The organism is Catellatospora paridis (genome assembly GCF_009720365.1).
GTDB classification, from domain to species: domain Bacteria; phylum Actinomycetota; class Actinomycetes; order Mycobacteriales; family Micromonosporaceae; genus Catellatospora; species Catellatospora paridis.
The window spans coordinates 32,195-58,172 of record NZ_ML769324.1; the positions used below are offsets into that span (position 1 = coordinate 32,195).

The 25,978-nt window shown below is 71.4% G+C and carries 24 protein-coding genes; 5 read left to right on the top strand and 19 right to left on the bottom strand.

What is annotated here, in order from left to right; translation table 11 throughout:
- Window positions 1-181: 181 nt before the first annotated feature.
- From F9C41_RS27235 to F9C41_RS27255, 5 genes are all read right to left on the bottom strand, one after another.
- Window positions 182-1,240: a branched-chain amino acid ABC transporter permease gene (locus tag F9C41_RS27235; protein WP_155389706.1), complete on the bottom strand. Its 1,059-nt coding sequence runs from the start codon at window positions 1,238-1,240 to the stop codon at window positions 182-184.
- Window positions 1,237-2,118, bottom strand: coding sequence for a branched-chain amino acid ABC transporter permease (locus F9C41_RS27240; RefSeq protein ID WP_155389707.1), 882 nt, complete (start codon window positions 2,116-2,118; stop codon window positions 1,237-1,239). The genes F9C41_RS27235 and F9C41_RS27240 overlap by 4 nt, the downstream gene beginning before the upstream one ends.
- A gap of 105 nt (window positions 2,119-2,223) precedes the next feature.
- Window positions 2,224-3,453: an ABC transporter substrate-binding protein gene (locus F9C41_RS27245; protein WP_155389824.1), complete on the bottom strand. Its 1,230-nt coding sequence runs from the start codon at window positions 3,451-3,453 to the stop codon at window positions 2,224-2,226.
- A 58-nt stretch (window positions 3,454-3,511) separates the two neighbouring features.
- Window positions 3,512-4,204, bottom strand: coding sequence for an ABC transporter ATP-binding protein (locus F9C41_RS27250; RefSeq protein ID WP_155389708.1), 693 nt, complete (start codon window positions 4,202-4,204; stop codon window positions 3,512-3,514).
- On the bottom strand, window positions 4,188-4,976 hold the full coding sequence (locus F9C41_RS27255) for an ABC transporter ATP-binding protein (RefSeq protein WP_155389709.1): 789 nt from the start codon (window positions 4,974-4,976) through the stop codon (window positions 4,188-4,190). Before F9C41_RS27255 ends, F9C41_RS27250 begins: the two co-directional genes overlap by 17 nt.
- A 212-nt stretch (window positions 4,977-5,188) precedes the next feature.
- Between F9C41_RS27255 and F9C41_RS27260 the strand changes: the two genes are divergently transcribed.
- Complete coding sequence (locus F9C41_RS27260; protein ID WP_155389710.1) at window positions 5,189-5,965, top strand: VOC family protein; 777 nt, start codon at window positions 5,189-5,191, stop codon at window positions 5,963-5,965.
- Window positions 5,966-6,076: 111 nt separating this feature from the next.
- Here F9C41_RS27260 and F9C41_RS27265 read toward each other — a convergent pair whose 3' ends face one another.
- The 4 genes from F9C41_RS27265 to F9C41_RS27280 form a co-directional block, all read right to left on the bottom strand.
- Window positions 6,077-6,391: a 4a-hydroxytetrahydrobiopterin dehydratase gene (locus F9C41_RS27265; RefSeq protein WP_155389711.1), complete on the bottom strand. Its 315-nt coding sequence runs from the start codon at window positions 6,389-6,391 to the stop codon at window positions 6,077-6,079.
- 170 nt (window positions 6,392-6,561) lie between these two features.
- Entirely contained in the window at window positions 6,562-7,314 is a 753-nt protein-coding gene (locus F9C41_RS27270) for a YebC/PmpR family DNA-binding transcriptional regulator (RefSeq protein WP_155389712.1), read from the bottom strand.
- Between the two features lie 39 nt (window positions 7,315-7,353).
- A complete protein-coding gene (gene pdxT / locus F9C41_RS27275; protein WP_120320051.1) occupies window positions 7,354-7,983 on the bottom strand; it encodes a pyridoxal 5'-phosphate synthase glutaminase subunit PdxT in 630 nt (209 codons plus the stop codon).
- Between the two features lie 16 nt (window positions 7,984-7,999).
- Window positions 8,000-9,406 carry a trans-sulfuration enzyme family protein gene (locus F9C41_RS27280; RefSeq protein WP_155389713.1) on the bottom strand — a complete coding sequence of 469 codons (1,407 nt, stop codon included), beginning with the start codon at window positions 9,404-9,406 and terminating at the stop codon, window positions 8,000-8,002.
- Between the two features lie 60 nt (window positions 9,407-9,466).
- Between F9C41_RS27280 and F9C41_RS27285 the strand changes: the two genes are divergently transcribed.
- The gene (locus F9C41_RS27285; RefSeq protein WP_144125512.1) at window positions 9,467-9,937 is read left to right on the top strand and encodes an Lrp/AsnC family transcriptional regulator; all 471 of its coding nucleotides are present in this window, start codon (window positions 9,467-9,469) and stop codon (window positions 9,935-9,937) included.
- 119 nt (window positions 9,938-10,056) lie between these two features.
- On the opposite strand, the gene pdxS is transcribed toward F9C41_RS27285, so the two are convergent.
- From pdxS to pgsA, 5 genes are all read right to left on the bottom strand, one after another.
- A complete protein-coding gene (pdxS, locus tag F9C41_RS27290; RefSeq protein ID WP_144125515.1) occupies window positions 10,057-10,965 on the bottom strand; it encodes a pyridoxal 5'-phosphate synthase lyase subunit PdxS in 909 nt (302 codons plus the stop codon).
- A gap of 225 nt (window positions 10,966-11,190) precedes the next feature.
- A complete protein-coding gene (locus tag F9C41_RS27295; RefSeq protein WP_196279977.1) occupies window positions 11,191-11,682 on the bottom strand; it encodes a hypothetical protein in 492 nt (163 codons plus the stop codon).
- 32 nt (window positions 11,683-11,714) lie between these two features.
- Window positions 11,715-12,869 carry a glycosyltransferase family 4 protein gene (locus F9C41_RS27300; protein ID WP_155389715.1) on the bottom strand — a complete coding sequence of 385 codons (1,155 nt, stop codon included), beginning with the start codon at window positions 12,867-12,869 and terminating at the stop codon, window positions 11,715-11,717.
- A gap of 1 nt (window position 12,870) precedes the next feature.
- Window positions 12,871-13,818 (bottom strand): phosphatidylinositol mannoside acyltransferase, encoded by a 948-nt coding sequence (locus F9C41_RS27305; RefSeq protein WP_230690059.1) that lies wholly within the window; start codon window positions 13,816-13,818, stop codon window positions 12,871-12,873.
- Entirely contained in the window at window positions 13,815-14,435 is a 621-nt protein-coding gene (gene pgsA, locus F9C41_RS27310; protein WP_155389716.1) for a phosphatidylinositol phosphate synthase, read from the bottom strand. The genes F9C41_RS27305 and pgsA overlap by 4 nt, the downstream gene beginning before the upstream one ends.
- 137 nt (window positions 14,436-14,572) lie before the next feature.
- Between pgsA and F9C41_RS27315 the strand changes: the two genes are divergently transcribed.
- Window positions 14,573-16,735 (top strand): elongation factor G-like protein EF-G2, encoded by a 2,163-nt coding sequence (locus F9C41_RS27315; RefSeq protein ID WP_155389717.1) that lies wholly within the window; start codon window positions 14,573-14,575, stop codon window positions 16,733-16,735.
- Window positions 16,736-16,844: 109 nt separating this feature from the next.
- On the opposite strand, the gene F9C41_RS27320 is transcribed toward F9C41_RS27315, so the two are convergent.
- From F9C41_RS27320 to thrS, 5 genes are all read right to left on the bottom strand, one after another.
- Window positions 16,845-17,633, bottom strand: coding sequence for a polysaccharide deacetylase family protein (locus F9C41_RS27320; RefSeq protein ID WP_155389718.1), 789 nt, complete (start codon window positions 17,631-17,633; stop codon window positions 16,845-16,847).
- Window positions 17,634-17,804: 171 nt separating this feature from the next.
- Window positions 17,805-18,512: a VOC family protein gene (locus F9C41_RS27325; RefSeq protein WP_155389719.1), complete on the bottom strand. Its 708-nt coding sequence runs from the start codon at window positions 18,510-18,512 to the stop codon at window positions 17,805-17,807.
- A 67-nt stretch (window positions 18,513-18,579) separates the two neighbouring features.
- Window positions 18,580-19,080: an HIT family protein gene (locus tag F9C41_RS27330; protein WP_155389720.1), complete on the bottom strand. Its 501-nt coding sequence runs from the start codon at window positions 19,078-19,080 to the stop codon at window positions 18,580-18,582.
- Window positions 19,077-19,553, bottom strand: a complete 477-nt coding sequence (locus tag F9C41_RS27335) for a GNAT family N-acetyltransferase (protein WP_155389721.1) — start codon at window positions 19,551-19,553, stop codon at window positions 19,077-19,079. Before F9C41_RS27335 ends, F9C41_RS27330 begins: the two co-directional genes overlap by 4 nt.
- Window positions 19,554-19,620: 67 nt before the next feature.
- On the bottom strand, window positions 19,621-21,660 hold the full coding sequence (thrS, locus tag F9C41_RS27340; RefSeq protein WP_155389722.1) for a threonine--tRNA ligase: 2,040 nt from the start codon (window positions 21,658-21,660) through the stop codon (window positions 19,621-19,623).
- A 146-nt stretch (window positions 21,661-21,806) separates the two neighbouring features.
- Here thrS and F9C41_RS27345 point away from each other — a divergent pair, with 146 nt between their 5' ends.
- Both F9C41_RS27345 and F9C41_RS27350 read left to right on the top strand, forming a co-directional pair.
- A complete protein-coding gene (locus F9C41_RS27345) occupies window positions 21,807-22,952 on the top strand; it encodes a class I SAM-dependent methyltransferase (protein ID WP_155389723.1) in 1,146 nt (381 codons plus the stop codon).
- A 48-nt stretch (window positions 22,953-23,000) separates the two neighbouring features.
- Complete coding sequence (locus F9C41_RS27350) at window positions 23,001-25,976, top strand: EAL domain-containing protein (RefSeq protein ID WP_155389724.1); 2,976 nt, start codon at window positions 23,001-23,003, stop codon at window positions 25,974-25,976.
- Window positions 25,977-25,978: the final 2 nt, after the last annotated feature.

Consider the following 25,978-nt stretch of genomic DNA (forward strand, 5'->3'; position numbering starts at 1 on the left):
CACCCCGCCCCTCTCCTACCGGCCCCCCCCCCCCCCCCCGCCACACCCCCGCGCGCCCCGGCATCCATGCCGGGGCGCGCCCCTCGATCATCCGACTTGCCGGGCAACGTGCGTATCCTGAGCCGCCATTCGCCCAGGTGCCCGGCAAGTCGGGCGATCTTGGCCGGACCGGGCCCGACGGTCAGCGGCGGCGGAGCCAGTGGGCGAGGGTGCCCCAGAGGCCGCGGCGGAAGATGAGGACGGTCAGCACGAAGATGGCGCCGGTGACCAGGCCGATCTGTTCGAAGCCGGCGAAGGAGAGCCAGTCCTCCAGGCGGGTCACGCCCGCCGCGCCGACGACCGGGCCCCACAGCGTGCCGATGCCGCCGAGCACCACGATGATCACGGCCTTGCCCGAGGTGGTCCAGTGCAGCACGTCCAGCGACACGAACCGGTGGCCGATCGCGAACAGGCCGCCGCCCAGCCCGGCGGTGAACGCCGACAGCAGGAACGCGGCCAGCTTGTACCGGTGCACCGGGTAGCCGAGCGCCCGCGCCCGCGCCGGGTTGTCCCGGATCGCCACCAGCACCCGGCCGAACGGCGAGTGCACCGCGCGCCAGACCAGGAACAGCCCGCCCGCCACGATCGGCAGCGCCGCGTAGTAGAAGTAGTACTCGTCGGTCAGGTCCAGCCCGAACAGCTCGCGCGGCACCCGCTGCAGGCCGTTCTCGCCCTGGGTGACCGAGCGCCACTGGTTGGCGATGTAGTACACCATCTGCGCGAACGCGAGGGTGACCATCGCGAAGTAGATGCCGACCCGCTTGACTGCCAGATAACCGACCGGGATCGCCAACACGACGGCGGCCAGCGCGCCGAGCAGCACCGCGACCGGGAACGGCAGGCCCCAGTTGATCGCGGCCAGGCCGGTGGCATAGGCCGAGGTGCCCCAGAAGGCAGCGTGCCCGAAGGACATCAGCCCGGTGTATCCGAGCAGCAGGTCCACCGCCACCGCGAACAGCGCCCAGCAGGCGATGTCGACGGCGACCGTCGGGTACAGCCCGTTGGGCAGCCACAGCGCGACCACGAGCGCCGACCCGACCAGCGCCCAGCGCAGCCAACGCGGCACGATCGTGCCCCCGGCCGGGACGGGTGTGCCGGTGGCCGTGGCGCGGGCTTCGGCCCGTACCCCGACGGCCTGGTCCTCGACCGCGACGGACCCGGCGGCGGCCGTCTCCTGCTCCGGCGCGCTCTGCTCGCTCATGCCGGGGCCTCCTCTCGTCCGAACAGGCCGGCCGGGCGCCACAGCAGCACGCCGGCCATCACCAGGAAGACCAGCACCTGCGACAGCAGCGCCCAGTGCTCGCCCAGGGCCTGCACCCAGGCCTGCACCAGCCCGATCGCGAACCCGGCGGCCACCGAGCCGAAGATCGAGCCCAGCCCGCCGATCACCACCACCGCGAAGACCACGATGATCAGGTCCGCGCCCATCAGCGGGTTCACCGCCCGGATCGGCGCGGCCAGCACGCCGGCCAGCCCTGCCAGGCCGATGCCGAACCCGAACACCGGCGTCACCCAGCGGCCCACGTCGATGCCGAGCGCGGTGCTCAGCTCGGGGCGCTCGGTGGCCGCCCGCACCACCATGCCGACCCGGGTCCGGCTGAGCAGCCACCACACGCCGACGCACACCGCCACCGCCATGACCAGCACGAACACGCGGTACGCAGGGAAGTCGAACGCGCCGAGGTCGAGGGTGCCGGACAGGACCTCCGGGGCGTCGTACGGGCTGGACTGCACGCCGTAGCGGGACTTCACCGCGTCCTGCAGGATCAGCGTCAGGCCGAAGGTGAGCAGGAAGTTGTAGAGCGGGTCGAGGCGGGCCAGCCGGGCGACCACCAGCCGTTCCAGCGCCATGCCGAACAGGGCCAGCATCAGCGGCATGACGATCAGTGCCCACCAGAACGACAGGCCGACCTCGGTGAGCAGGACGTACGCCCCGAACGCGCCGAGCATGTAGATCGCGCCGTGGGCGAAGTTGACGACGCGGAGCATGCCGAAGATGACCGCGAGACCGAGCGCCAGCAGTGCCAGGAAAGCACCGCCGACCAGCCCGTTGAACGTGTGTTGCAGGAAATTCACCATGAGGCGTGGGCCTTCCGGGTTAAGAAGGGCACCCTCTACAACGCATAGCGAGGTGCCGAGCTGCTGCTCGTCTCGCTGACGCGAGCCGACGATGCCCTTCCTTCGTCAGAGCTTGCAGTCGGGGCTGGGGGTGCGGAAGGCCTCGGCGGCGGGGATGGTGCGGAGGATCTTCACGTAGTCCCACTCCTCGGTGACCTCGGCGGGGGCCTTGACCTGGGCGAGGTAGGCGTCGTGCACGACGCGGTGGTCCTCGGCGCGGATCTTGCCGTTGCGCAGGAACAGGTCCGACACGGTCTTGCCCTCGAGCTGCTTGACCACGGCGTCGGAGCCGTCGGTGCCGGCGGCCTGCACGGCCTCCAGGTACTGCAGCGCCGCGGAGTAGTTGGCGGCGTGGGCGAAGGTCGGGCGGACTCCCGCGGCCGTCTTGAAGCGGTCCGCGAAGGTGCGGTTGGTGAGGTCGTAGTTCCAGTACCAGGCGTCGGTGTAGGTCGTGCCGGCCAGCGCCGCCGGGGTCAGCGAGTGGATGTCGGTGAGGAACATCAGGCCGACGGCCAGCCCGACGCCCTTGTCCCGCAGCTTGAACTCGTTGTACTGCTTGACCAGCGCGACCAGCTCCGCGCCGGCCTGCATGGTGCCCAGCACGTCCGGCTTCGGGGTCAGCGTCGGGGCCTTGAGCAGGTACGTCGAGAAGTCACCGCTGGTGTTCGGGAACGGGGCGGCGTCCCGGCCCACGATCTTGCCGCCCGCCGCTTCGACCGCCGCGGAGAAGCTCTTCTCCATGTCCTGGCCGAACGCGTAGTCCGGGTACACGATGTACCAGTTCTTCTTGCCTTCCTCCGTCGTGTTGCGGCCGGTGCCGTTGGCCAGCATGTACGTGTCGTAGGCGTAGTGGAACGTGTACTTGTTGCAGGACTTGCCGGTCAGGTCGGTGGTCGCGGCGGAGATGTTGAAGTAGAGCTTCTTCTTCTCCTTGGCCACGTCGGCGACCTTCAGCGCGGCCGACGAGGTCGGCACGTCCAGGATCACGTCGACGGCCTTGCGGTCGTACAGCTCGGCGGCCTTGGCATTCGCCACGTCCGGCTTGTTCTGGTGGTCGGCGGTCTCCACGCCGAACTCCTTGACCACGGCCTTGTCGCCGTACTTCTCCTGGTAATCGGCGATGGCCAGCTCCACGGCCTTGATCGAGTTCTTGCCGGACAGCTGCGAGTACGCGCCGGACTGGTCGTTGAGCACGCCGAACACGACCTTGCCGTCGGACAGCCCGCCACCGGCGGCAGCCGACTGCGGGCCGCCGCCACCGCAGGCCGAGGCCAGCAGCGCAGTGGAACACAACATCACCAAAAGCGCTTTGGTACGCAAGACATCTCCCTGGGGGTGTGGGGGTGGTGCGTTTTCAGATGCCGAGGTAGGCCAGCAGGTCCTTCTCGCGCGCGGCGACCTCGGAGTTCTCCAGCGACTCCACGACGCGGCCCTCCGCCAGCAGGTGATGGCGGTCGGCGACGGTGGTGGCGAAGTGCAGGTTCTGCTCCACCAGCAGCACGGCCACCCCGTGCTGCTTGGCCTGCCGCAGGATGTCGCCGACCTGCGCGACCAGCAGCGGGCTCAGGCCCTCGGTGGGCTCGTCGCAGAGCAGCAGCCGCGCGCCCATCCGCAGCACCCGGGCCAGCGCGAGCATCTGCTGCTCACCGCCGGACAGCGTCGTCGACGGGGCGCCGCGGCGGGCGTGCAGGTGCGGGAACGCGTCGTACACCTGCTCCAGCGACCACGGGGCCGGGCCGACCACGGGCGGCAGCGACAGCGTCTCGGCGACGGTCAGCGTGGCGTAGCAACCGCGGTCGTCGGGCACCCAACCCAGCCCGGCCCGCGCGCGCCGGTGCGCGGGCTGCCCGGTCAGCGGCGTGCCGTCCAGCTCGACGGTGCCGCGCTGGCCCTGGTGCAGGCCCATCACGCAGCGCAGCAGCGTGGTCTTGCCCGCGCCGTTGCGCCCGCACAGGGTGACCACCTCGCCCGCGGCGATCTCCAGGCTCACCCCGCGCAGCACCTGCGCCTCGCCGTACCAGGCCGACAGTTCATGAATGCGCAGCACGGACGGCTCCCTCACCCAGGTAGGCGGTGATCACGCGTTCGTCCGCGCGCACCTCGTCGTACGGGCCCTCCACCAGCACCCGGCCGGACTGCAGCACGGTGACCCGGTCGGCCAGCGCGCCGACCACGGACATGTTGTGCTCCACCATGACCACGGTCCGACCTGCACGGATGGCAGCGATCAGGGCGACGGTGCGGTCCACGTCCTCCAGGCCCATGCCCGCCGTCGGCTCGTCCAGCAGCAGCACCGACGGCTCCAGGGCCAGCGCCAGCGCCAGCTCCAAGGCCCTCTTGCGGCCGTACGCGAGGGCGTCGGCGGTCGTGTGCGCCAGGTCGGCCAGCCCGACCATGTCCAGCAGCTCCATCGCCCGCGGGGTGTAGCGGCGCATCAGCTTCGCCGACCGCCAGAACTTCCAGCCCAGCGACGATCCGCTCTGTAACGCCAGCTCGACGTGTTCCAAGGCGGTGAGCTGGCCGAACAGGCTGGTGATCTGGAAGGAACGGGCCACGCCGCGGCGGGCGAAGCCCTCCGGGGCCAGGCCGGTGAGGTCCACACCCGCCAATTCGATGCGACCGGCGGTCGGCGGCGCAAAGCCGGTGAGCAGGTTGAACAGCGTGGTCTTGCCGGCTCCGTTGGGCCCGACCAGCGCATGCACGCTGCCCGCCGCCACGGCGAGGTCGACGCCGTCGACCGCGCGGAAGCCGCGGAACTCCTTGGTCAGCCCGCGAGCCCGTAAGGCAGGGTGCTGACCTGCGGAACCTTCTGAGCCCATGTGTTGCTCCTTGGGATGCTTCGTACTACGTGACCCGGGTCACTGCGAATGCCCGGGAAACGTATGACTCATCAGGCGGCAACAGCCATGTAACGCGTCCACACAATCGACACGTCGACGATGTGCGATTCGCGCGGTTCCGCTCCCCTCGTCTGCCACCATCGGATGAAGCGGACAAACCGGTCCGTGTCACGAAACAGAGGGGTATCGGCATGGCCAACGCACCCGGCGTTCCCACCTGGGTCGACCTGAGCACCACCGATCTGAAGAGCGCCACGGAGTTCTACACCCAGCTGTTCGACTGGGACGCCGAGGTCACCCCAGAACCCGAGGCAGGCGGCTACACGACATACCTGATCGACGGCAAGCAGGTCGCCGGCGCGGGCCCGATCCAGGGCGAGAGCCAGCCACCGATGTGGACGACGTACGTCGAGACCTCGGACGCGGCGGCCACCGCCGCCAAGGTCGTCGAGTTCGGCGGCAGTGTCCTGCTGGAACCGTTCGACGTGCTCGGATACGGCCAGATGGCGGTCTTCCTGGACCAGGCCGGGGCGATGTTCGCGGTGTGGCAGCCCGGCACCCACGGCGGCGGCGAGATCTTCCGCAGGCCCGGCACGCTGGCCTGGAACGAGCTCACCACCCGCGACCCGGAGGGCTCGAAGATCTTCTACGGCGGCGTGTTCGGCTGGAAGCCGCAGGACATGCCGCTCGGCCCGGTCATCTACACCGAGTTCCAGCTCGACGGGGCCCGCATCGGCGGCATGATGCCGATGGAGGGCGACGAGTGGCCGGAGGACCTGCCGCCACACTGGATGGTGTACTTCCACGTCGCCGACTGCGACGCCGCCGTCGCCCGCGCCCAGGAACTCGGCGGCACCGTCTCCGTCCCGCCCACCGACATCCCACCCGGCCGCTTCGCCGTCCTGGCCGACCCCCAGGGCGCCTTCTTCTCCGTCATCAAAGTCATCCCCGACCGCCTCACCGACTGAGGCCGTCGACGAAGGAAGGGCACCTTCTTAACGCTCCGCGTTGAAGAAGGTGCCCTTCCTGACGTCCCACCCGTCGTGACCTGGGAAGACGCGGGCCGGTGCCGGGGGAGGTCAGTGGTTGGCGGGCTGGTCGGCCGTGGCGTCGGCGACGATCTCGTCGATCAGGCGGGCCAGGCGCAGGTCCAGGTCGGTGAGGCCGCCCGCGGCGTGGGTGCAGCACGTGAAGGTGAGATGGCGGTAGCGGATGTCCATGTCCGGATGGTGGTCCATGCGCTCCGCCGCCTCCCCTACCCGGGCCACCACGGCCAGTGCGGCGGGGAAGCTGGGCAGCTTCACGGTGCGGGTGATGCCGTGCACGTCGCCGGTCCAGCCGCGCAGAGCGGCCAGGCCCTGCTCCAGCTCACCGGGGTTGAGGACTTCGACCATAGAGACCATGATGCCCAGAATTCGCCCGCCGTCACCCGAATAGCGGAAACAAGACCGCCCCGGACGCAAAGATCGCCCGGCCTGCCAGGCAACCGGGCGTATCCGACTTCAAGATACGCACAGGTGCCCGGCGGGTCGGGCGATCAAGCTGCGGGGCGGACCCGCGGCGGTCAGGCTTCGATCTTCTCGATGATGTCGTCGGAGATGTCGAAGTTCGCGAAGACGTCCTGGACGTCGTCACAGTCGTCGAGCACGTCGATCAGCTTGAGCACCTTGCGGGCGCCGTCCTCGTCCAGCGCCACCTGCACGCTGGGCACGAAGGTCGACTCGGCCGACTCGTACTCGATGCCGGCCGCCTGCAGGGCGTTGCGGACCGAGAGCAGGTCGCCCGCCTCGCTGATGACCTCGAACGACTCGCCGAGGTCGTTGCACTCCTCCGCGCCGGCGTCGAGCACCGCGCCGAGCACGTCGTCCTCGGTCAGGCCGTTCTTCGGCACGATGACCTGGCCCTTGCGGGAGAACATGTACGACACCGAGCCGGCGTCGGCCAGGTTGCCGCCGTTGCGGGTCAGTGCGGTGCGCACCTCGGTCGCGGCGCGGTTGCGGTTGTCGGTGAGGCACTCGATCAGGATCGCCACGCCGTTGGGGCCGTAGCCCTCGTACATGATGGTCTGCCAGTCGGCGCCGCCGGCCTCCAGGCCGGAGCCCCGCTTGAGCGCCCGGTCGATGTTGTCGTTGGGGACCGAGTTCTTCTTGGCCTTCTGGACCGCGTCGTAGAGCGTCGGGTTACCCGCCGGATCGGCCCCACCGGTGCGCGCCGCCACCTCGATGTTCTTGATGAGGCGGGCGAACAGCTTGCCCCGCTTGGCGTCGATCGCCGCCTTCTTGTGCTTGGTCGTCGCCCACTTTGAGTGGCCGGACATCAGATCCTCCGTCAGCGCGCTGGTGAAGACTCCCCCGGGTCAGGAGGCCTGGTCACGCACCATGTCGACGAAGAGACGGTGCACCCGCAGATCCCCGGTGAGCTCCGGGTGGAACGAGGTGGCCAGCAGGTTGCCCTGCCGGACCGCGACCATCCTACCGGTGGCGGGGCCTGCGGTGACCCGGCCCAGCACCTCGACATCGCCGGTGACCGACTCGACCCACGGCGCGCGGATGAAGATCGCGTGCACCGGCTCGCCCTCGACGCCCGCGATGTCGACCGGGGCCTCGAAGGAGTCGACCTGCCGGCCGAAGGCGTTGCGGCGCACCGTCATGCCGATGCCGCCGAACGTCTTCTGGTCGGGCCGCCCGTCGAGCACCTCGTCGGCGAGCATGATCATGCCGGCGCACGAACCGTACGCCGGCATGCCTTCGGCGAGTCGCTTGCGCACGGGCTCGTACACCTCGAACGCGAGCGCCAGCTTGCTCATGGTGGTGGACTCGCCGCCCGGGATGACCAGGGCGTCGATCTCGGCGACCTCCTCGGGGCGGCGCACCGGCCGGCCGATCACGTCGCACTCGGCCAGTGCGGCCAGGTGCTCACGCACGTCACCCTGCAGTGCGAGTACGCCGATGACGAGGTCTGGCACGGGTCCTCCCAAGAAGATCATCCACTGTAGGTCGAGTCTATGCCGGGACGGGCGCGCTCCCGTTCACGGCCTGCGCCGATGTGGCGGACACCGCCTCGGCGTCCGCCAGCGCGGCGAACTCCTCGGCGAACGCCTGCTCGGCCGGAGCGACCGGAGCCGTGCCAGGCGCGGTCGGGGCGGAGCCCGATGCGGCCGGAACCGTGCCCTGGTCGGCTGCGGAGGCCGTGGCCGGTGCGGGCGAGGCCGCAGGAGCGGCGGCCACGGTGACCGTGGCGCGGGTCGCGGCGGTCAGGGCCTGGTCGAGGTCTGCCCACAGGTCGTCGACGTCTTCCAGGCCGACGGACATGCGCAGCAGGTTCGGGGTGATGCCGCCGGTCTGCTTGCCCGCGGCGTCGACCAGCCGGTGGGTCAGCAGTGCCGGGTGCTCGATCAGCGAGTCGACCGAGCCGAGGCTGACGGCCGGGGTGATCAGGCGCAGCGCGGCGACCACGGCCGCGGCGTCACCGGTCGTCTCGAACGCGATCATCGCGCCGGGGCCGCGCATCTGGCGGCCGATCAGCCCGCGCGGGTCGTTGCCGGGCAGGCCCGGGTAGTGCACCTTGCCGATGCCGCGGTGCACGGCCAGGCGTACGGCCAGCGTCGCGGCGGTCGCCTGGGCGGCGCGCACCCGCAGCGGCAGGGTGGCCAGCCCGCGGTGCAGCAGATAGCCGGCCAGCGGGTGCAGCACCGCGCCGGTGAGGATGCGCACCTGGCGCAGTGCGCCGGCCCGCTGCTCGGCGCAGGCGACCACGCCGCCGAGCACGTCGCCGTGCCCGCCGAGGTACTTCGTGCCGGAGTGCACCACGTAGGACGCGCCCAGCTTGGCCGGGTTCTGCAGCACCGGCGTGGCGAAGGTGTTGTCGACCAGCACCGGGACGTCACCGGCCTGGATGCACACGGTGGCGATGTCGACCAGGCCCAGGGTCGGGTTGCCCGGGGTCTCGACCACGACGAGGCCGGTGTCGGGGCGGATCGCGCCCGCGACCTCGTCCTGGTCGACCCAGGTCACGGACAGGCCGAGCAGGCCGATCGAGAGCAGGTGGTCGGTGCCGCCGTAGAGCGGGCGTACGGCCACCACGTGCCGCCGGTCGCTCATCAGGCAGGCCGCCTGCAGCACCGCGGTGATCGCGGCCATGCCGGAGGCGAACGAGACGGCGGCCTCGGTGCCCTCCAGCTCGGCGAGCGCCTGCTCGAAGCGGGCCGTGGTCGGGTTGTAGAGCCGCTGGTAGACCGGGGTCGCGGCGGTGGCCGCGCCGTCGGCGAACGCACCGAGGGCCGCGCCCGCGGCGACCTGGTCGTGCATCGGGTACGTGGTGGAGAAGTCCAGCGGGAGCGCGTGCACACCGAGCTCGGCCAGGTCAGCGCGGCCCGCGTGCACGGCACGGGTGTCGACGGCGTAGGTCATGGGCGTGATCTTCGGGCCTTCTTCGGCCCCGGTAAACCGGTTCCGAATACTCTTCGGGGTATGGCGGAGAACACCGTGCTTGATGCGATCGACGCGGCGATCCTGCGCGAGTTGCAGAACGATGCGCGGATCTCGAACAAGGATCTGGCGGCGCGCGTCAATGTCGCGGCCTCGACCTGCCTGGAGCGGGTACGCGCGCTGCAGCGCCGCGGGGTCCTGGCAGGCTTCCACGCCGACGCCGATCCGGCCGCGCTGGGCCGCCCGCTGCAGGCCTACATCGCGGTACGGGTACGCCCGCACAACCGCGACGTGGTGGAGCCGTTCATCCGCTTCGTGCTGGACCTGCCCGAGACGATCGCACTGAGCCACATCGCCGGCGCCGACGACTTCCTGGTGCACGTCGCCGTCCGCGACGCCGCCCACCTGCAGCGCCTGCTCCTCGACGGCTTCACCTCCCGCCGCGAGGTGGCCCACCTGGAAACCCAGCTCATCTTCTCCCACATCCGGAAGTGGGACATCGGCCCGATGTGACTCGGCGTGGAAACGAAGATCGCCGTCTCATGTCGAAGCCTCAGGTATGACCCGAGGTTCGGACACGAGACGGCGATCCTGAAGTTCCACAGTGACCAGCCACGCGGCCGGTCCCGGGTTCACCAGCCGCGCTCGGCCAGGCGGTGCGGCTGCGGGATCTCGTCGACGTTGATGCCGACCATGGCCTCGCCCAGGCCGCGGGAGACCTTGGCGAGAACGTCCGGGTCGTCGTAGAAGGTGGTGGCCTTCACGATCGCCTCGGCGCGCTGGGCCGGGTTGCCCGACTTGAAGATGCCGGAGCCGACGAACACGCCCTCGGCGCCGAGCTGCATCATCATCGCGGCGTCGGCCGGGGTGGCGATGCCGCCCGCGGTGAACAGCACGACGGGCAGCTTGCCGGTCTCGGCGATCTCCTTGACCAGCTCGTACGGCGCCTGCAGCTCCTTGGCCGCGACGTAGAGCTCGTCGGCGGGCAGCGAGGCCAGCTTCTTGATCTCGCCACGGATCTTGCGCATGTGGGTGGTGGCGTTGGAGACGTCACCGGTGCCGGCCTCGCCCTTGGAGCGGATCATGGCCGCGCCCTCGGTGATCCGGCGCAGCGCCTCGCCCAGGTTGGTCGCGCCGCAGACGAAGGGCACGGTGAACTGCCACTTGTCGATGTGGTTGGCGTAGTCGGCCGGGGTCAGCACCTCGGACTCGTCGACGTAGTCGACGCCGAGCGCCTGGAGCACCTGGGCCTCGACGAAGTGGCCGATGCGGGCCTTGGCCATGACCGGGATGGAGACGGCGTTGATGATGCCGTCGATCATGTCGGGGTCGCTCATGCGGGACACGCCGCCCTGGGCGCGGATGTCGGCGGGCACGCGCTCCAGCGCCATGACGGCGACGGCGCCGGCGTCCTCGGCGATCTTCGCCTGCTCCGCGTTGACGACGTCCATGATCACGCCGCCCTTGAGCATCTCGGCCATACCGCGCTTCACGCGGGCGGTGCCGGTCACCGGTACGTTCACAGACTCGGTTGCAGACATGATGTCGCGCTTCTCCTGACACACGGGATCTCGAGGACCGCGGAGGAGGCCGCCCGGCGTCTTGCGATCACCGCAGGGCGGGCGGCAGGCTCCGCTGGCCTGAATTCTACGCGGGGGCGAGCGGGCCACCCGACGGCCAATCAGCACCCTGTGGCCCGGCCTGTGACACGGGTCACAGGTGTGACCTGGGACAACTCAGCGGAGGCCGCAAATGTACCCGAGCCGTCAGCCCACGCTCAAGGTCGGGTCGTCGATGTCGAAGTACGCCGGGCGGGTGTGCTTGCGGTTGAGCCGCAGCAGCCGCACCAGCGGCCGCTCGCGCGCGCCCAGCGCGGCGCGGACCAGGTCGGTGTGCATCTGGCGGGCCAGCGCCACCCGGCGGCTGGCCGCGATCACGGCCGCCCCGTTCGGCTCCTGCGGATCGAGGGCCTGCTTGCGCAGCATCCGGGTCAGGTCGTTCTCCGAGGCCTCACGGTCGTCCTCGCGGGCGTCCAGCGCGGCGCGGGCCGCGGCGTACAGGTCCGCGCCCGCGGGGTCGCCGGCCAGCTCGGTCTCGGCCAACACCGCGGCGGCCGCCGCGCGGCGCACCAGCTGGGAGTCCAGCGCCCGGCCCGCCGAGGCGGCCCGCAGGTGCAGGCGGTCCACCCGCCCCGCGGTCCAGGTGACGTACGACGCGATCACGACCACCACGGCCACGACGCCGATCACCCAACCCATGCCGGGCATCGTAGTGGTGCGCTGTTACGGCCTCACCACTGCGCGGGGGGATCGGCTCCGCTCACCGTCTCGCCGAGCGCCTCGATGGCGCTGTTGTAGACCTCCAGCACCCGCGCGGCGACCACCGGCCAGTCGTACGCGGCGACCACCCGCTCGGCGTGCTCGGCCAGCTCACGGCGGCGTTCGCCGTCGTCGAGCAGCGCCGTGACGGCCTCCCCCAGCGAGGCGGCGTCGCCGTTGGGGAACAGCGCGCCGGCCCGGCCGCCGTCGAGCACCCGCCGGAACGCGTCCAGGTCGGTGGCGACCACGGGCGCGCCCGCCGCCATCGCCTCGGTGAGGATCATGCCGAACGACTCGCCGCCGGTGTTCGGGGCAATGTAGAGGTCGACGCTGCGCAGCATGCGCGCCTTGTCCTCCTCCGACACCTTGCCCAGGAACGTGGTGCGCTCGGCCACCACCGGCGGCAGGTCCACCTCGTCGAGGTCGCCGGGACCGGCCAGCAGCAGCCGCAAGCCGGGACGCCGCGGCATCACCTCGGCCAGCGCGCGGGCGAGGATGTCGAAGCCCTTGCGGGGCTCGGTGAAGCGGCCCAGGAAGCCCACCGTGCCGCCGTACCCGGGACGGCACTCCCCCGGCCAGCCCGGCAGGGGTTCGGCGTCGGCGAAGTGCGCCACCGAGACGCCGTTCGGGATCTCCACCGCGCCGCCGTCCAGGTGCTCCACCTGCACCCGGCGGGCCAGCTCGCTGACCGCGATACGGCCGGTGATGCGCTCCAAAACCACCCGGGCCACGGGCGCACCGGCGGCCAGCGCGCGCGAGCGGGTCATCGCCGTGTGGAAGGTCGCCACCACCGGGCCCCGCGCCGACATCACCGCCAGCAGCGACAGGCTCGGCGTCAGCGGCTCGTGCACGTGCAGCACGTCGAAGTCGCCCTGGTGCAGCCAGCGGCGGGTGCGGGCGGCCGAGATCGGGCCGAAGTTGAGCCGGGCCACCGACCCGTTGTAGGGCACCGGCACGGCCCGACCGGCGGCCACCACGTACGGCGGCAGGGGCTGGTCGTCGTCGGCCGGCGCGAGCACGCTGACCTCGTGCCCCATCGCGATCAGCGTCTCGGCGAGGTCGCGCACGTGGAACTGCACCCCGCCCGGCACGTCCATCGAGTACGGGCAGACGATTCCGATCCGCACGTCACTCCTCGGGGTCGGTGGCGCCCGCGGCCGAGGTGGCGCGGGCGGCCGCCGGGTCGCCCGCGGGCGGCTCGGTCAGCCACAGCTTCTGCAGCATGTGCCAGTCGGCCGGGTGCGCGGCGATGCCGCGGGCCAGACCGTCGGCGACCTGCTGGGTGAGCAGCTTGACCCGGACGTCCAGCGGCCCGGCGGCCGCGTCGGGCACCGGCAGCGGCCCGACCACCCGGCCGCAGCCGGAGTCCGGCTCGTACCACATGTCCACCACGAACAGCGGCGCGCCGGTGCGCAGCGCCAGCATCGCCGGACCGGCGGGCATACGCGTGCGCCCGCCGAAGAACTCCACCTCGACGCCGCGCGCGGACAGGTCCCGGTCGGCCAGCAGCGGCACGATGTGCGCCTGCCCGAGAGCCTGGACCAGCGCGTCGATCGGCGAACCCTTGCCGCCCACGGTCGGGATGATGGTCATGCCGAGGTTCTCGCGGTACTCCAGGAAGCGGCGGTACAGCCCCTCCGGCTTGAGCCGCTCGGCGACCGTGGTCAGCGGCACCCCGTGCGCGGTGACCACGGCCCCGGCTGCGTCCCAGTTGCCGGCGTGCGGCAGCGCGACGATCGCGCCGGTGCCGGCCTCGTGGGCGGCGATCAGCTTCTCCACGCCGTGCAGCCGGAAGCCGTCGCGCAGCTGGGCCTTCGACTTCGACGGCAGCCGGAACGCCTCCAGCCAGTAGCGGGCGTAGGAGCGCACGGCGTCGCGGACCAGCTCGTCGGAGGCGGTCCCGCCGAGCACGTGGCCCAGGTTGCGGGCCAGCCGCTGCACGCCCGGTCCCCGCTTCGCGGCGGCCCGGTCCGCGCCGGCCCGGAACAGCGCCGACGCGGCGGACTCGGGCAGTGCCCGGACCAGCCGCCACCCGGCCGCGTAGCCGAACTCGACCAACCGTTCCCGGCCGCTCACACCGACTCCCCGGCCGACTCCTGCTTGTGCACGTGCCACATGCGCTGCCAGATGGTGAACACCGAGCCCGCCGCGAGCAGCCACAGCGACGCGGGCAGGCCCCAGGCCAGGCCGAATCCGGTCAGCAGCGCGCCGACGCCGACGGTGATCAGGCGTTCGGCCCGCTCGACGAGGCCGACGTGGCAGGACATGCCCAGCCCCTCGGCACGTGCCTTGACGTAGGAGACGACCTGCCCGGTGACCAGGCAGATCAGCGCGGCGGCGAGGGAGAGGCGGTCGCCGGTGCCGGCGTACCACCAGGCGATGGCCGCGAAGATCGCGCCGTCGGCGATCCGGTCCATCGTCGAGTCCAGCAGGGCGCCGTAGCGGTTGGCGCTGCCGCGGGCGCGGGCCATCGCCCCGTCCATGATGTCGGTGAGCCCGCACACCGTGATGATCACGACAGCGGCGATCCAGTGGCCGCGCGCCGCGAAGCCGAAGGCGCCGACCAGCACGCCCAGGGTGCCGACTATGGTCACCGCATTCGGGCTCACACCCGCTCGCAGGAGCGCCCGGCTGAGGGGATCGAGCAGGCGGGCCGTGCCGGCCTTGCCGACCACGCTGAGGATCTTCGCCATGATGGCGCTAACGATAGCGGTGGGCGTCAGCGTGTCCGACAGCGGCGACACGCTGACGCCGGGGTTGTGTCCGTACGCCCGATGGGTGTGGGATCGGAAACAATGCAGTAACCGACACGGCAACAGGAGGCGGACAGATGGCGCGCGGCGACAAGGAGAAGGTCTCACAGGCTCCGGCGCAGGTCGCCGAGCAGCCGTCAGACGTGCGCAACGTGGTGGTGGTGGGGCACGCCGGCAGCGGTAAGACGACGCTGGTCGAGGCGCTGCTCACGGCCACGCAGACGATCAGCCGGGCGGGCACGGTCACCGAGGGGACCACGGTGACCGACCACGACCCGGCCGCGGTCAAGCAGCAGCGCTCGGTCGCGCTGGCCTGCGCCCCCCTCACCCACCAGGGCGTGAAGGTCAACCTGCTGGACACCCCCGGCTACGCCGACTTCGTGGGCGAGCTGCGCGCGGGCCTGCGCGCCGCCGACGCGGCCCTGTTCGTGGTCAGCGCCTGGGACGGCATGGACGCCGCCACGGCCACTCTCTGGGAGGAGTGCGCCGCCGTCGGCATGCCACGCGCCGTGGCGATCACCCGGCTGGACCACCCGAGGGCCGACTTCGACGAGGCCCTCGCCCTGTGCCAGCGGGTCTTCGGCGAGGAGGTGCAGCCGCTGTACCTGCCCATGCACGGCGACGACGGCCAGTCCGTGGAGGGCCTGATCGGCCTGATCTCGCAGCAGGTCTACGACTACTCCGGCGGCTACCCGCCCCAGGTACGACAGCCCGACGCCGAGCACCTGCCCGCGATCGAGGAGTCCCGCGGCGAGCTGATCGAGGGCATCATCGCCGAGAGCGAGGACGAGACCCTCATGGACCGGTACCTCGCGGGCGAGGTCATCGACTCCCAGGTGCTCATCGACGACCTGGAGAAGGCCGTCGCCCGCGGCCACTTCCACCCGGCGGTGCCGGTGTGCGCGGAGACCGGCGTCGGCCTGGACGCGCTGCTGGAGCTGCTGACCCGGGCCTTCCCGACCCCGCTGGAGCACCCGCTGCCCGCGGTCACCGCCATCGACGGCTCGCCCCGCGACGCGCTGGAGTGCGACCCGAACGGGCCGCTGGTGGCCGAGGTCGTCAAGACCACCATCGACCCGTACGTGGGCCGGGTCAGCCTGGTCCGGGTGTTCTCCGGCACACTGCGCGCGGACACCCCGGTGCACATCAGCGGCCACGGCCTGGCCGAGCGCGGGCACCCCGACCACGACGCCGACGAGCGCGTCCTGCACGTCTACTCCCCGCTCGGCGCGAACCTGCGCGAGGTGAGCATGTGCGTGGCCGGCGACATCTGCGCGGTCACCAAGTCGACCGCCGCGGAGACCGGCGACACCATCTCCGGCAGGGACAGGCCGCTGCTGATGGCCCCGTGGCAGATGCCCGAGCCGCTGCTGCCGGTCGCCGTGGTGCCCAAGACCCGTTCCGACGAGGACGCGCTGGCCAAGAACCTGGCCAAGCTGGTCGCGGGCGACCCGACGCTGCGCCTGGAGCGCAACCCCGAGACCCACCAGCTGGTGCTGTGGTGCATGGGCGAGGCGCACGCCGACGTGGTGCTGGACCGGCTGCGGGCGGGCGGCGTCGAGCTGTCCACCGAACCCGCGAAGGTGGCCCTGCGTGAGGCGTTCGCCGCTCCCGCCGCCGGTCAGGGCCGCCACGTCAAGCAGTCCGGCGGGCACGGCCAGTACGCCGTCTGCTCGATCCAGCTCGAGCCGCTGCCGCGCGGCACAGGCATCGAGTTCGTCGACAAGATCGTCGGTGGCGCGATCCCGCACAACTACATCCCCAGCGTCGAGAAGGGGGTACGCGCGCAGGCCGAGAAGGGCATCGTGGCCGGCTACCCCGTGGTCGACTTCCGGGTGACGCTGGTCGACGGCAAGGCGCACAGCGTCGACTCCTCCGACGCGGCGTTCCAGACCGCGGGCAGCATGGCCCTCAAGGACGCCGCCGAGAAGGCGCAGATCACCCTGCTGGAGCCGGTCGACGAGGTGGTCATCACGGTGCCCGACTCGGCGGTCGGCGCGGTGATGAGCGACCTGTCCGGCCGGCGCGGCCGGGTGCTGGGCTCCGAGTCCGACCCGGGCGGCGCCGACCGCACCCAGGTCCGCGCCGAGGTGCCCGCCGTGGAGCTGCTGCGATACCTGGTGGACCTGCGCTCGATGACCGCCGGGGCGGGCACTTTCACCCGCGAGTTCGCCCGCTACGAGCCGATGCCCGGCCACCTCGCCGACCAGGCCCGCAAGGAACACACCCCCACCCGCTGACCCGATCCCGCTTTACATAGACATTGGCCTATCTGGATGAGTCCGATCTACGGATTTTCAACCAGATAGGCCAACGTCTATGACGAACGGGCCGCAGGTGGTGGGCGGGTCAGGTGGTGGCGGGGCGGCCGGCGGCGAGGAGTTCGGAGACGGTGACCAGCTCGAAGCCGCGGATCCGGAGCGCGGTGACGATGCCCTTGAGGTTGGCGATGCAGACCAGGCGGTCGGCCGGGCCCGTGTCGTGCGCCAGGATCACCGCGCCGCGGCGGGCCTGCTCGGCCGTGTCGGCGACGATGCCGCCGGGGTGGTCCAGGAACAGGTTCTCGCGCATCCGCTGCGACCACATGACCACGTCGTAGCCGAACTCCTCGGCGACGGTCAGCGTGGTGCCGGCGAGGTGGCCCCACGGCGGGCGCAGCAGCGTCGGCGCGCGTCCGACGTGCTCGGCGACGGCGTCGTGGCAGCGGCGCAGCTGGTCGCGTACGCCCTTCTCGTCACGCTGGGCCAGGTCCTTGTGCGCCCAGGTGTGGTTGCCGACCTCGTGGCGGGCGTACCGGCCCTTGACCAGGGCGGCATTGCGCACCAGCCGTTCGCCGACGACGAAGAACGTGGCCTTGGCGTCGAGTTCGTCGAGGGCGTCGAGCACCCGGGGCGTCCAGTCGGGCTCCGGACCGTCGTCGAAGGTCAGCGCGATCAGCGGACGGTCGGTGGTGACGTGCCACAGCACCCGCACCGCGCCGTTGTGCCAGCCCAGCTCGTTGCCGGCGGGGGCGTATCCGCCGTCCAGCGGCAGCCGGTCCGGCCCGAACCAGGAGCGCACCTTCGGCGCCGCCACGGCGGCGGCCGCGCCCGCGCCGCCCACGGCCAGCAGGCGCACCAACTCGCGCCGAGAAACCATGATGGACCCCCGTCCCCCGCTCCCCCGCCGCCCGGTGGCCGGGCGGCGGCAGCGGGCCGTCTACGCCGATGGTGACGTGCGAGGGCCCCTCCTCGGTTCCCTTTGCGCGATCACGTCACACAACGTGACGGTGCGGGGTGCCCGCGCCACCGGTGCGAGGGCACCCGCCGGTCACCAGACCAGGCAGAACGGGTGGCCGACCGGGTCGGCGTACACCCGCCAGTTGTCGCCCCCGCCGGTCAGCCGGGTGCCACCCAGCGCGAGCACCGCGGTCTCGGCCGCCTCGACGTCGGCGACCTCCACGTCGAGGTGCAGCTGCTGCGGGTGGGCCGGGTCGGGCCAGCGCGGGGCCTGGTGGTCGGCGATCTCCTGGAAGATCACCGGCAGCCGGCCCTCGGTGGAGATCATGGCGCCGCCCTCGCCCTCCCAGGTGACCGGCAGGCCGAGTAGCTCGCTGTAGAAGCGGGCCAGCGGCCCGGCGGACGCGCAGTCGATCGCCACGTCGGCGAGGGCGGTGCTGTCCACCTCGCCCTGGCAGAGGCAGAACGGGTGGCCGGCCGGGTCGGCCAGCACCGTGAAGGTCTCGCCGCCGCCGGGCAGGCGGGTCGCGCCGAGCTTGACGGCGTGCTCGACCGCCGCGGCCATGTCCGGCACGCGCAGGTCGAGGTGCAGCTGCTGCGGGTATGCCGGGTCGGGCCAGCGCGGCGGCACGTGGTCGGGCGCGCGCTGGAAGCCGAGGCGGGTGCCGTCGGCGACCTTGAGTGTGATCCATTCGTCGTCGGCGTAGTGCTCGTCCAGCCCGGCCAGGTCCGCATAGAAAGCGGCCAGGCTCTTGATGTCGGGTGCGTCGAGCACGACGGTGCGCAGGGTGCCAATCATGGCAGCCATCCTTCCGCGAGGGTGTGACAGCAGCCGGATACCCGCGCGGCGCGCCGTCATGCGGAAATCAGGCCGGCCAGGCCTCGCGGAGCAGGTCGCGGGTGTCGGTGAGCAGCTGCGGCAGCGCCTTGGTGCGCGCGACCACGGGTAGGAAGTTGTTGTCCCCGCCCCACCGCGGCACCACGTGCTGGTGCAGGTGCGCGGCGATGCCCGCGCCCGCGGCGTGGCCCTGGTTGAGCCCGATGTTGAACCCGTGCGCGTTGGAGACCTTGCGGACCACCCGCATCGCCGTCTTGGTGAACTCGGCCAGCTCCGCGGTCTCGGTGGCGTCGAGCTCCGGGTAGTCGTCGATGTGCCGGTACGGGCAGATCAGCAGGTGGCCCGGGTTGTACGGGAACCGGTTGAGCACCGCGTACACGGCCTCACCGCGCGCGACGACCAGCCCGTCCGGGTCGGAGACCGGCGCGACGCAGAACGGGCACTCGGTCGGCTTCGCGCCGCCGCTGACGTACGCCATGCGCCACGGCGTCCACAGCCGTTCGAGGCCGTCCGGGTCGGGCGAGCTCATGCCTGCGCCCGCGCGGTGTGGGGCACGTCGGGCAGGCCGATGACCCGGGTGGTCAACTGCATCCAGCGGTCCGGCTCGGGCAGCGGGACGAACCCGACCTTGGCGTAGACGCCGTGCGCGTCGGCGGTGGCCAGCAGGATCCGGTACACGCCGAGCGCGTGCAGGTCGTCGCGGACCGCCGCCACCGCCCACTGGGCCAGGCCCTGCCCGCGGTACGCGCTGTCGACGAACACGTCGCACAGCCAGGCGAAGGTGGCCCCGTCGGTGACCACGCGCAGCAGGCCGACCTGGGTCCCGTCCGGGGCGTAGACCCCGTACACGGTGGAGCCGGCCAGCGAGCGCTCGATGACCGCGCGCTCGCGCCCGGTGGCCCAGTAGCTCTCCTGGGCCAGCCAGCGCTCGACGACGTCGAGGTCGAGCCGGGCCGGGTCCGTGTCCAGCACGAACCCGGCCTCGTTCCTGCGCTCGCTCACGCTTCCTCCTCGCTGCGCTCGTCGTCAGCGCGAGAACCGGACAACATGGTTCGCTCGCTGCGCTCGCTCACGCGGCTTCGACCGCCTCCGCCACGGCGGCGGACGGGCCGGTGTTGACGCGGGAGCGCACGATCTCGGTCACGTGGGCGACGGCCTCGTCCAGGCTCACGCCGTTGCGCTGCGAGCCGTCGCGGTAGCGGAAGGACACCGTGCCGTCGGCCAGGTCCTGGTCGCCGACGATCGCCATGAACGGGATCTTCTGCTGCTGCGCGGTGCGGATCTTCTTCTGCATGCGCTCGTCGGAGCTGTCGACTTCGGCCCGGATGCCGGCCTTGCGCAGCTTCGCCACGAACTCGTACAGGTAGGCGGTGTGCCCGGCCTCGTCGTCGGAGCGGATCGGGATGCCGACCACCTGGATCGGGGCCAGCCAGGCCGGGAACGCGCCCGCGTAGTGCTCGGTGAGCACGCCGATGAAGCGCTCGATCGAGCCGAACTTGGCACAGTGGATCATGACGGGCTGCTGCCGCGTCCCGTCCGCCGCCTGGTACTCCAGCTCGAAGCCCTTCGGCTGGTTGAAGTCGTACTGGATGGTCGACATCTGCCAGGTGCGACCGATGGCGTCCTTGGCCTGCACGGAGATCTTCGGGCCGTAGAAGGCCGCGCCGCCCGGGTCCGGCACCAGGGTCAGCCCCGTCTCCAGGGCGCACTGCTCCAGCACCGCGGTCGCGGTCACCCAGTCCTCCTCCGAGCCGACGAACTTCTCCGGCTTGCTGTCGTCACGGGTCGACAGCTCCAGGTAGAAGTCGGTGATGCCGAAGTCCTTGAGCAGGCCGAGCACGAAGTCGAGCAGGTGCTTGATCTCGGCGGCCGCCTGCTCCTTGGTGACGTAGGAGTGCGAGTCGTCCTGGGTGAAGCCGCGCACCCGGGTCAGGCCGTGGATGACGCCCGACTTCTCGAACCGGTACACCGAGCCGAACTCGAACAGCCGGATCGGCAGCTCACGGTAGGAACGCCCGCGCGAGCGGTAGATCAGGTTGTGCATCGGGCAGTTCATGGCCTTGAGGTAGTAGTCGCTGCCCTCCATGTCCATCGGCGGGAACATGGTCTCCTTGTAGTACGGCAGGTGACCCGAGGTGTGGAAGAGGCCTTCCTTGGTGATGTGCGGGGTCCCGACGTACTGGAAGCCCTCCTCGATGTGGCGGGCGCGGACGTAGTCCTCCATCTCGCGCTTGATCACACCGCCCTTGGGGTGGAAGACGGCCAGGCCCGAGCCGATCTCGTCGGGGAAGCTGAACAGGTCGAGGTCGGTGCCCAGCTTGCGGTGGTCGCGGCGGGCCGCCTCCTCCAGCAGCTTCAGGTAGTCCTTGAGCTGGTCGCGGGTCGGCCACGCGGTGCCGTACACCCGCTGCAGCTGGGGGTTCTTCTCCGAACCGCGCCAGTATGCCGCCGCGGAGCGCATCAGCTTGAACGCGCCGATCAGGCGGGTCGACGGCAGGTGCGGGCCCCGGCACAGGTCACCCCAGCAGCGCTCGCCCGTCTTGGCGTCGAGGTTGTCGTAGATGGTCAGCTCGCCGCCGCCCACCTCCATGACGTCGTCGCCCGCGTCACCCTTGATGTCGACCAGTTCGAGCTTGAACGGCTCGTCCTTCAGCTCGGCCTTGGCCTCGTCGAGCGTCTCGAAGCGGCGGCGGGAGAAGCGCTGGCCCGACTTGACGATCTCCTGCATCCGCTTCTCGATCTTGTCCAGGTCGTCCGGGTGGAACGGCTTGGGCACCGAGAAGTCGTAGTAGAAGCCGTTCTCGATGGGCGGGCCGATGCCGAGCTTCGCCTCGGGGAAGATGTCCTGCACCGCCTGGGCCAGCACGTGCGCCGTGGAGTGGCGCAGCACGTCGAGGCCGTCCTTGCTGTCGATGGCGACCGGCTCGACCGCGGTGTCGACGGCGGGCGACCAGTCCAGGTCGCGCAGACGGCCCTCGGGGTCGCGGACCACCACGATCGCCTTGGGGCCGTGCACCGGCAGGCCGGCCTCGGCGATCGCCTCCGCGCCCGTCGTCCCGGCCCGGACGACGACGGGGTCGGCCTGCGGCGGGCTGATCGAAACGCTCACGGTGATCTCCTCAAGTCCTCTGCTGCGGTTTGTCCGGCTCCGGCCATGCTATCGGGCGCGCTGATCATGCCGGTTACCGGTTCCGGCCGCCCGCGGTTCATCCGGATGCTCTTTCACACCGGCTTCGACGGCGTTAGATTGGCGCCATGGCGAGCGCTGACCTGGCAAGGACCCTCGATCGTCGCTATCAGACCTATTTCGCCGACCGCGCGGCAGTGCCGTTCGCGGTCCGCAACGGCGACGGCGCGCCACCCAGCGTCCTGGGTGCGGGCGAGCCGGCCTTCACCATCGTGATCAGCGACCCGCGCGGGGCCAAGGCCCTGGCCGGGCTCGACCAGTTCCAGATCGGCGTGGCCTACCTGCGCGGCTGGCTCGACATCGAGGGCGACCTGATGGCCGCGCTCAAGATGCGCGGCATGTTCCACGACCGGCACCCGATCGCGTGGCTGGCCCGGTTCGCCCCGGCGCTGCGGCTCGGCGGCGCAGAGCACGACCGCCGCGCGATCTCGTCGCACTACGACAACGAGTCCGAGTTCTTCCTGACCTTCATGGACTCCCGGCACCGCTGCTACACGCAGGGCGTCTTCGCACGCGACGACGAGCCGCTCGAGGACGCGATGACCCGCAAGATGGAGCTGGCGCTCGACGCGCTGAAGGTCTCCCCCGGCGACCACATCCTGGAGGTCGGCGGCGGCTGGGGCGCGTTCGCCGAGTTCGCCGCCCGGCGCGGGGTGCACGTCACCACGCTGACCCTGGCGCAGGAGTCCGAGCGTTACCTGTCCGACCTGTTCGCCCGCGAGCAGCTGCCCGCCACCGTGGTGCGCCGGCACCTGCTGCGCTACGAGTCGCCGCGCCGCTACGACGCGATCGTCAACATGGGCGTCACCGAGCACCTGCCCAACTACGGCGCGAGCCTGCGCAAGTACGCCGAACTGGTCAAACCGGGCGGGCACGTGTACCTGGACGCGCTGGCGATGCGGGCCAAGCACCAGGTGTCCACGTTCATGAGCCGCTACATCTACCCGGGCAAGTCGTCGCCGCTGGTGCTGCACTCCTACCTACGTCACGTGGCGCGATCGCCGTTCGAGCTGGTCAGCGTCGACGACGACCGGCACAACTACCACCTGACCTGCGCCGAGTGGGCCCGGCGACTGGACGCGGCCCGCGAGGAGGTCGTCCGGCGCTGGGGAGACCCGCTGTACCGCCGGTTCCGGCTGTTCCTGTGGGGTTCGGCGGCCAGCTTCGACACCGGGCTGGTGCAGGCGTACCGCTGGGTGCTGCGGCGGCCCTGAGCGACCGTTTCGCCCGGTGAGGACTGCTCTGCGCGGTACCGTCTGAAGGTGTCACCAGACCTCACGCTCGGGGTCCTGTCCCCGTTCCTCGGGGGCTGGTACTACGGCGGCGTGCTGGCGGGGATCGCGCGCGCCGCGGCGGAGGCGGGTGCGGGGATCATCGCGATCCAGACCCTCGACGCGGGCACCGAGCACATCGAGGTCACCGAGGCCCCGGACCTGTCCTACCCGGTCGCCTGGCAGCACGTGTCCGGTTTCGTGGTGGTGCTGCAGGCGGTGACGCACCGCTACCTGCACCTGTTCGCCGATACCGGGCGGCCGTTCGTGTCCGTCAGCCACGAGCTGCACGACCTGGACTACCCCGTGATCATGCCGGACAACCGGACCGGCGTGACCGAGGCGGTCGACCACCTGGTCGCCCACGGGCACCGCCGGATCGCCTTCGCCGGCCGGCTGGAAACCGAGGACATCCGGGAGCGGTACGAGGCGTACCGCAAGGCGCTGGCCGTACACGGCATCGAACCCGACCCGGGGCTGCTGTTCGCCGCACCGACCAACCAGGTCGACGGCGGCGAGTTCGCCGCCGAGCTCATGCTGGCCGCCGGGCTGCCCTCGACCGCGGTGATCGCGGGCACCGACGAGAACGCGACCGGCATCATGCGCACCCTGGCCGCCGCCGGGCTGCGGCTGCCCGGGGACCAGGCGGTGATCGGCTTCGACGACCTGCGCTCGAGCGCGTACCTGGTCCCCCGGCTGACCACGGTGCGCCAGCCGACGGAGATGATCGGACGGGCGGCCGTGACGACGCTGCTCGATCTGATCCGCGCGGTGCCCGAACCGCCGTCGCGCATCCTCGTGCCCACCTCGCTCATCGTGCGCGAGTCCTGCGGGTGCGTCGGCGATGTGGCGTTCCACGCCGACGTCGACCCGCCGCCGCCGCACCGCCGCCTGGCCGATCTCATCGCCACCACCGTCGCGCCGGTGCACGGATCGCTGTCCACGGCCGACGCGGCCGACCTCGTGCACGCCGCCGAGACGGTGGCGCGCGCCGTGGAGGACGCCTCCGCCGGCGCGGCCGCGGGACGGCCCGCCTGCGAGGAGGTGCGGCTGGCGCTGGAGCTGCTGCTCCGGATGTCCGGCGGGCGGCCGGAGGCGCTGTACGAGATCGCGCAGCTGATCCGCGACTACGGCCAGCCTGCCAACGGGGTGCTGCTCATCCTCATGGAGATGCGCGGCCGGACCCTGTTCCGGGACAGCTCCCTGCTGCGCGAGACGCTGACCGCGCAGTACGAGGTCGGCATGGAGCTGCTGCGCGGGCACCGGGAACCGGCCCGGCTGGAGTGGATGCGGCGCACCTGGGTCCGCGGCGGCTGTCTCGGGTTGTGGGCCGGCGGCCTGCCGCCCTCGCTCGCCGACGCGGCGCTGGAGATCGCGGGCCTGTTCGTGCCGGGCGCGCCGCCGTCGGCGGAGCCGTCGGTGCCGGTCAGCGCGTTCCCGCCGCTGCGGGTGCGGGAGCTGGCCGACCCCGCGGCCAACCTCATCGTCTTCGTGGTGCCGGTCAAGGGCGGGGCCAGCGACTGGGGCTTCCTCGCCGTGGTGGACTCCGTGTCGACCGGCGGCGCGACCGGCCGGGAGCCGTTCAACCAGTGGGCCGCGCTGCTGGCGGTGGCGCTGGACCGGCAGGCGCTGTTGAAGGAGTCGCTGCGGCAGAAGGAGCAGCTGCGCATCGCGGCCCTCTACGACGAGCTGACCGGCCTGCCCAACCGGTCGCTGTTCCTGGACCGGCTGCGCCAGGCGATCCGGCAGTCGCGGCGGCGCAGCGGGCGGCCGTTCGGGGTGCTGTTCCTGGACCTGGACGGGTTCAAGGTGGTCAACGACAGCCTCGGCCACTCCGCCGGGGACCGGCTGCTCAAACAGGTCGCCAAGCGGATCAAGTCGACCCTGCGCGAGTCGGACACGGTGGCCCGCTTCGGCGGCGACGAGTTCCTGGTGCTGCTCGACGACGTGACCGCGCCGCACACCCCCGCCCAGGTCGCCGAGCGCCTGCACGGGGTGCTCGCGCAGCCGTTCCAGCTGCACGGCCAGGACGTGGTGGTGACCGCCAGCATCGGCATCACCATGAGCAGCCGCCGCTACAGCAACGCCGAGGACCTGCTGCGCGACGCCGACATCGCGATGTACTCGGCGAAGTCCCGGCACAAGGGCCGCCACGCCGTCTTCGACGTGGCGATGCATGCCAAGGCGGTGACCCGGCTGCAGATCGAGACCGAGCTGCGCCAGGCGCTCGACAACGGCGAGTTCGAGGTGCACTACCAGCCGATCGTGGCGCTGCGCTCGGGCCGGACCAAGGGCTTCGAGGCGCTGATCCGCTGGCGGCACCCGCTGCGCGGGCTGCTGTCACCGGCCGCGTTCATGCCGGTCGCCGAGGAGACCGGTCTGATCATCCCGATCGGCAGCTGGGTCGTCGACGAGTGCTGCCGCCAGCTGGCCGCCTGGTACGCGGCCGGCATCGCCACCCCCGGCCTGTCCGTCGCGGTCAACGTGTCCAACCGCCAGTTCTGGAGCGGCAACGTCATCGACGACATCACCGAGGCGCTGGACCGGCACCAGCCGCCGGCGGGCAGCCTCGCCGTGGAGATCACCGAGGGCGTGGTGATGGAGAACGTCGCCCCGGCCCGCGACATCCTGCACACCCTGCACGACCTCGGCTGCCAGCTGCACATCGACGACTTCGGCACCGGTTACTCCTCATTGGAGGCCCTGCACCGGCTGCCCATCGACGCACTGAAGATCGACCGCTCCTTCGTCTGGCAGATCGACACCGACCGGCGCAGCGGCGAGCTGGTGCGCACCATCGTCCTGATGGGACGCAACCTGTCGCTCGACCTGATCGCCGAGGGCATCGAGACGCCCGAGCAGCGGGACTTCCTGATCCGTCTGGGCTGCGGGTACGGCCAGGGCTTCCTGTTCTCCCGGCCGGTGCCCGCCGACGTGGCCTGCACCCTGTTCGGCGAGCCCGCCTAGAC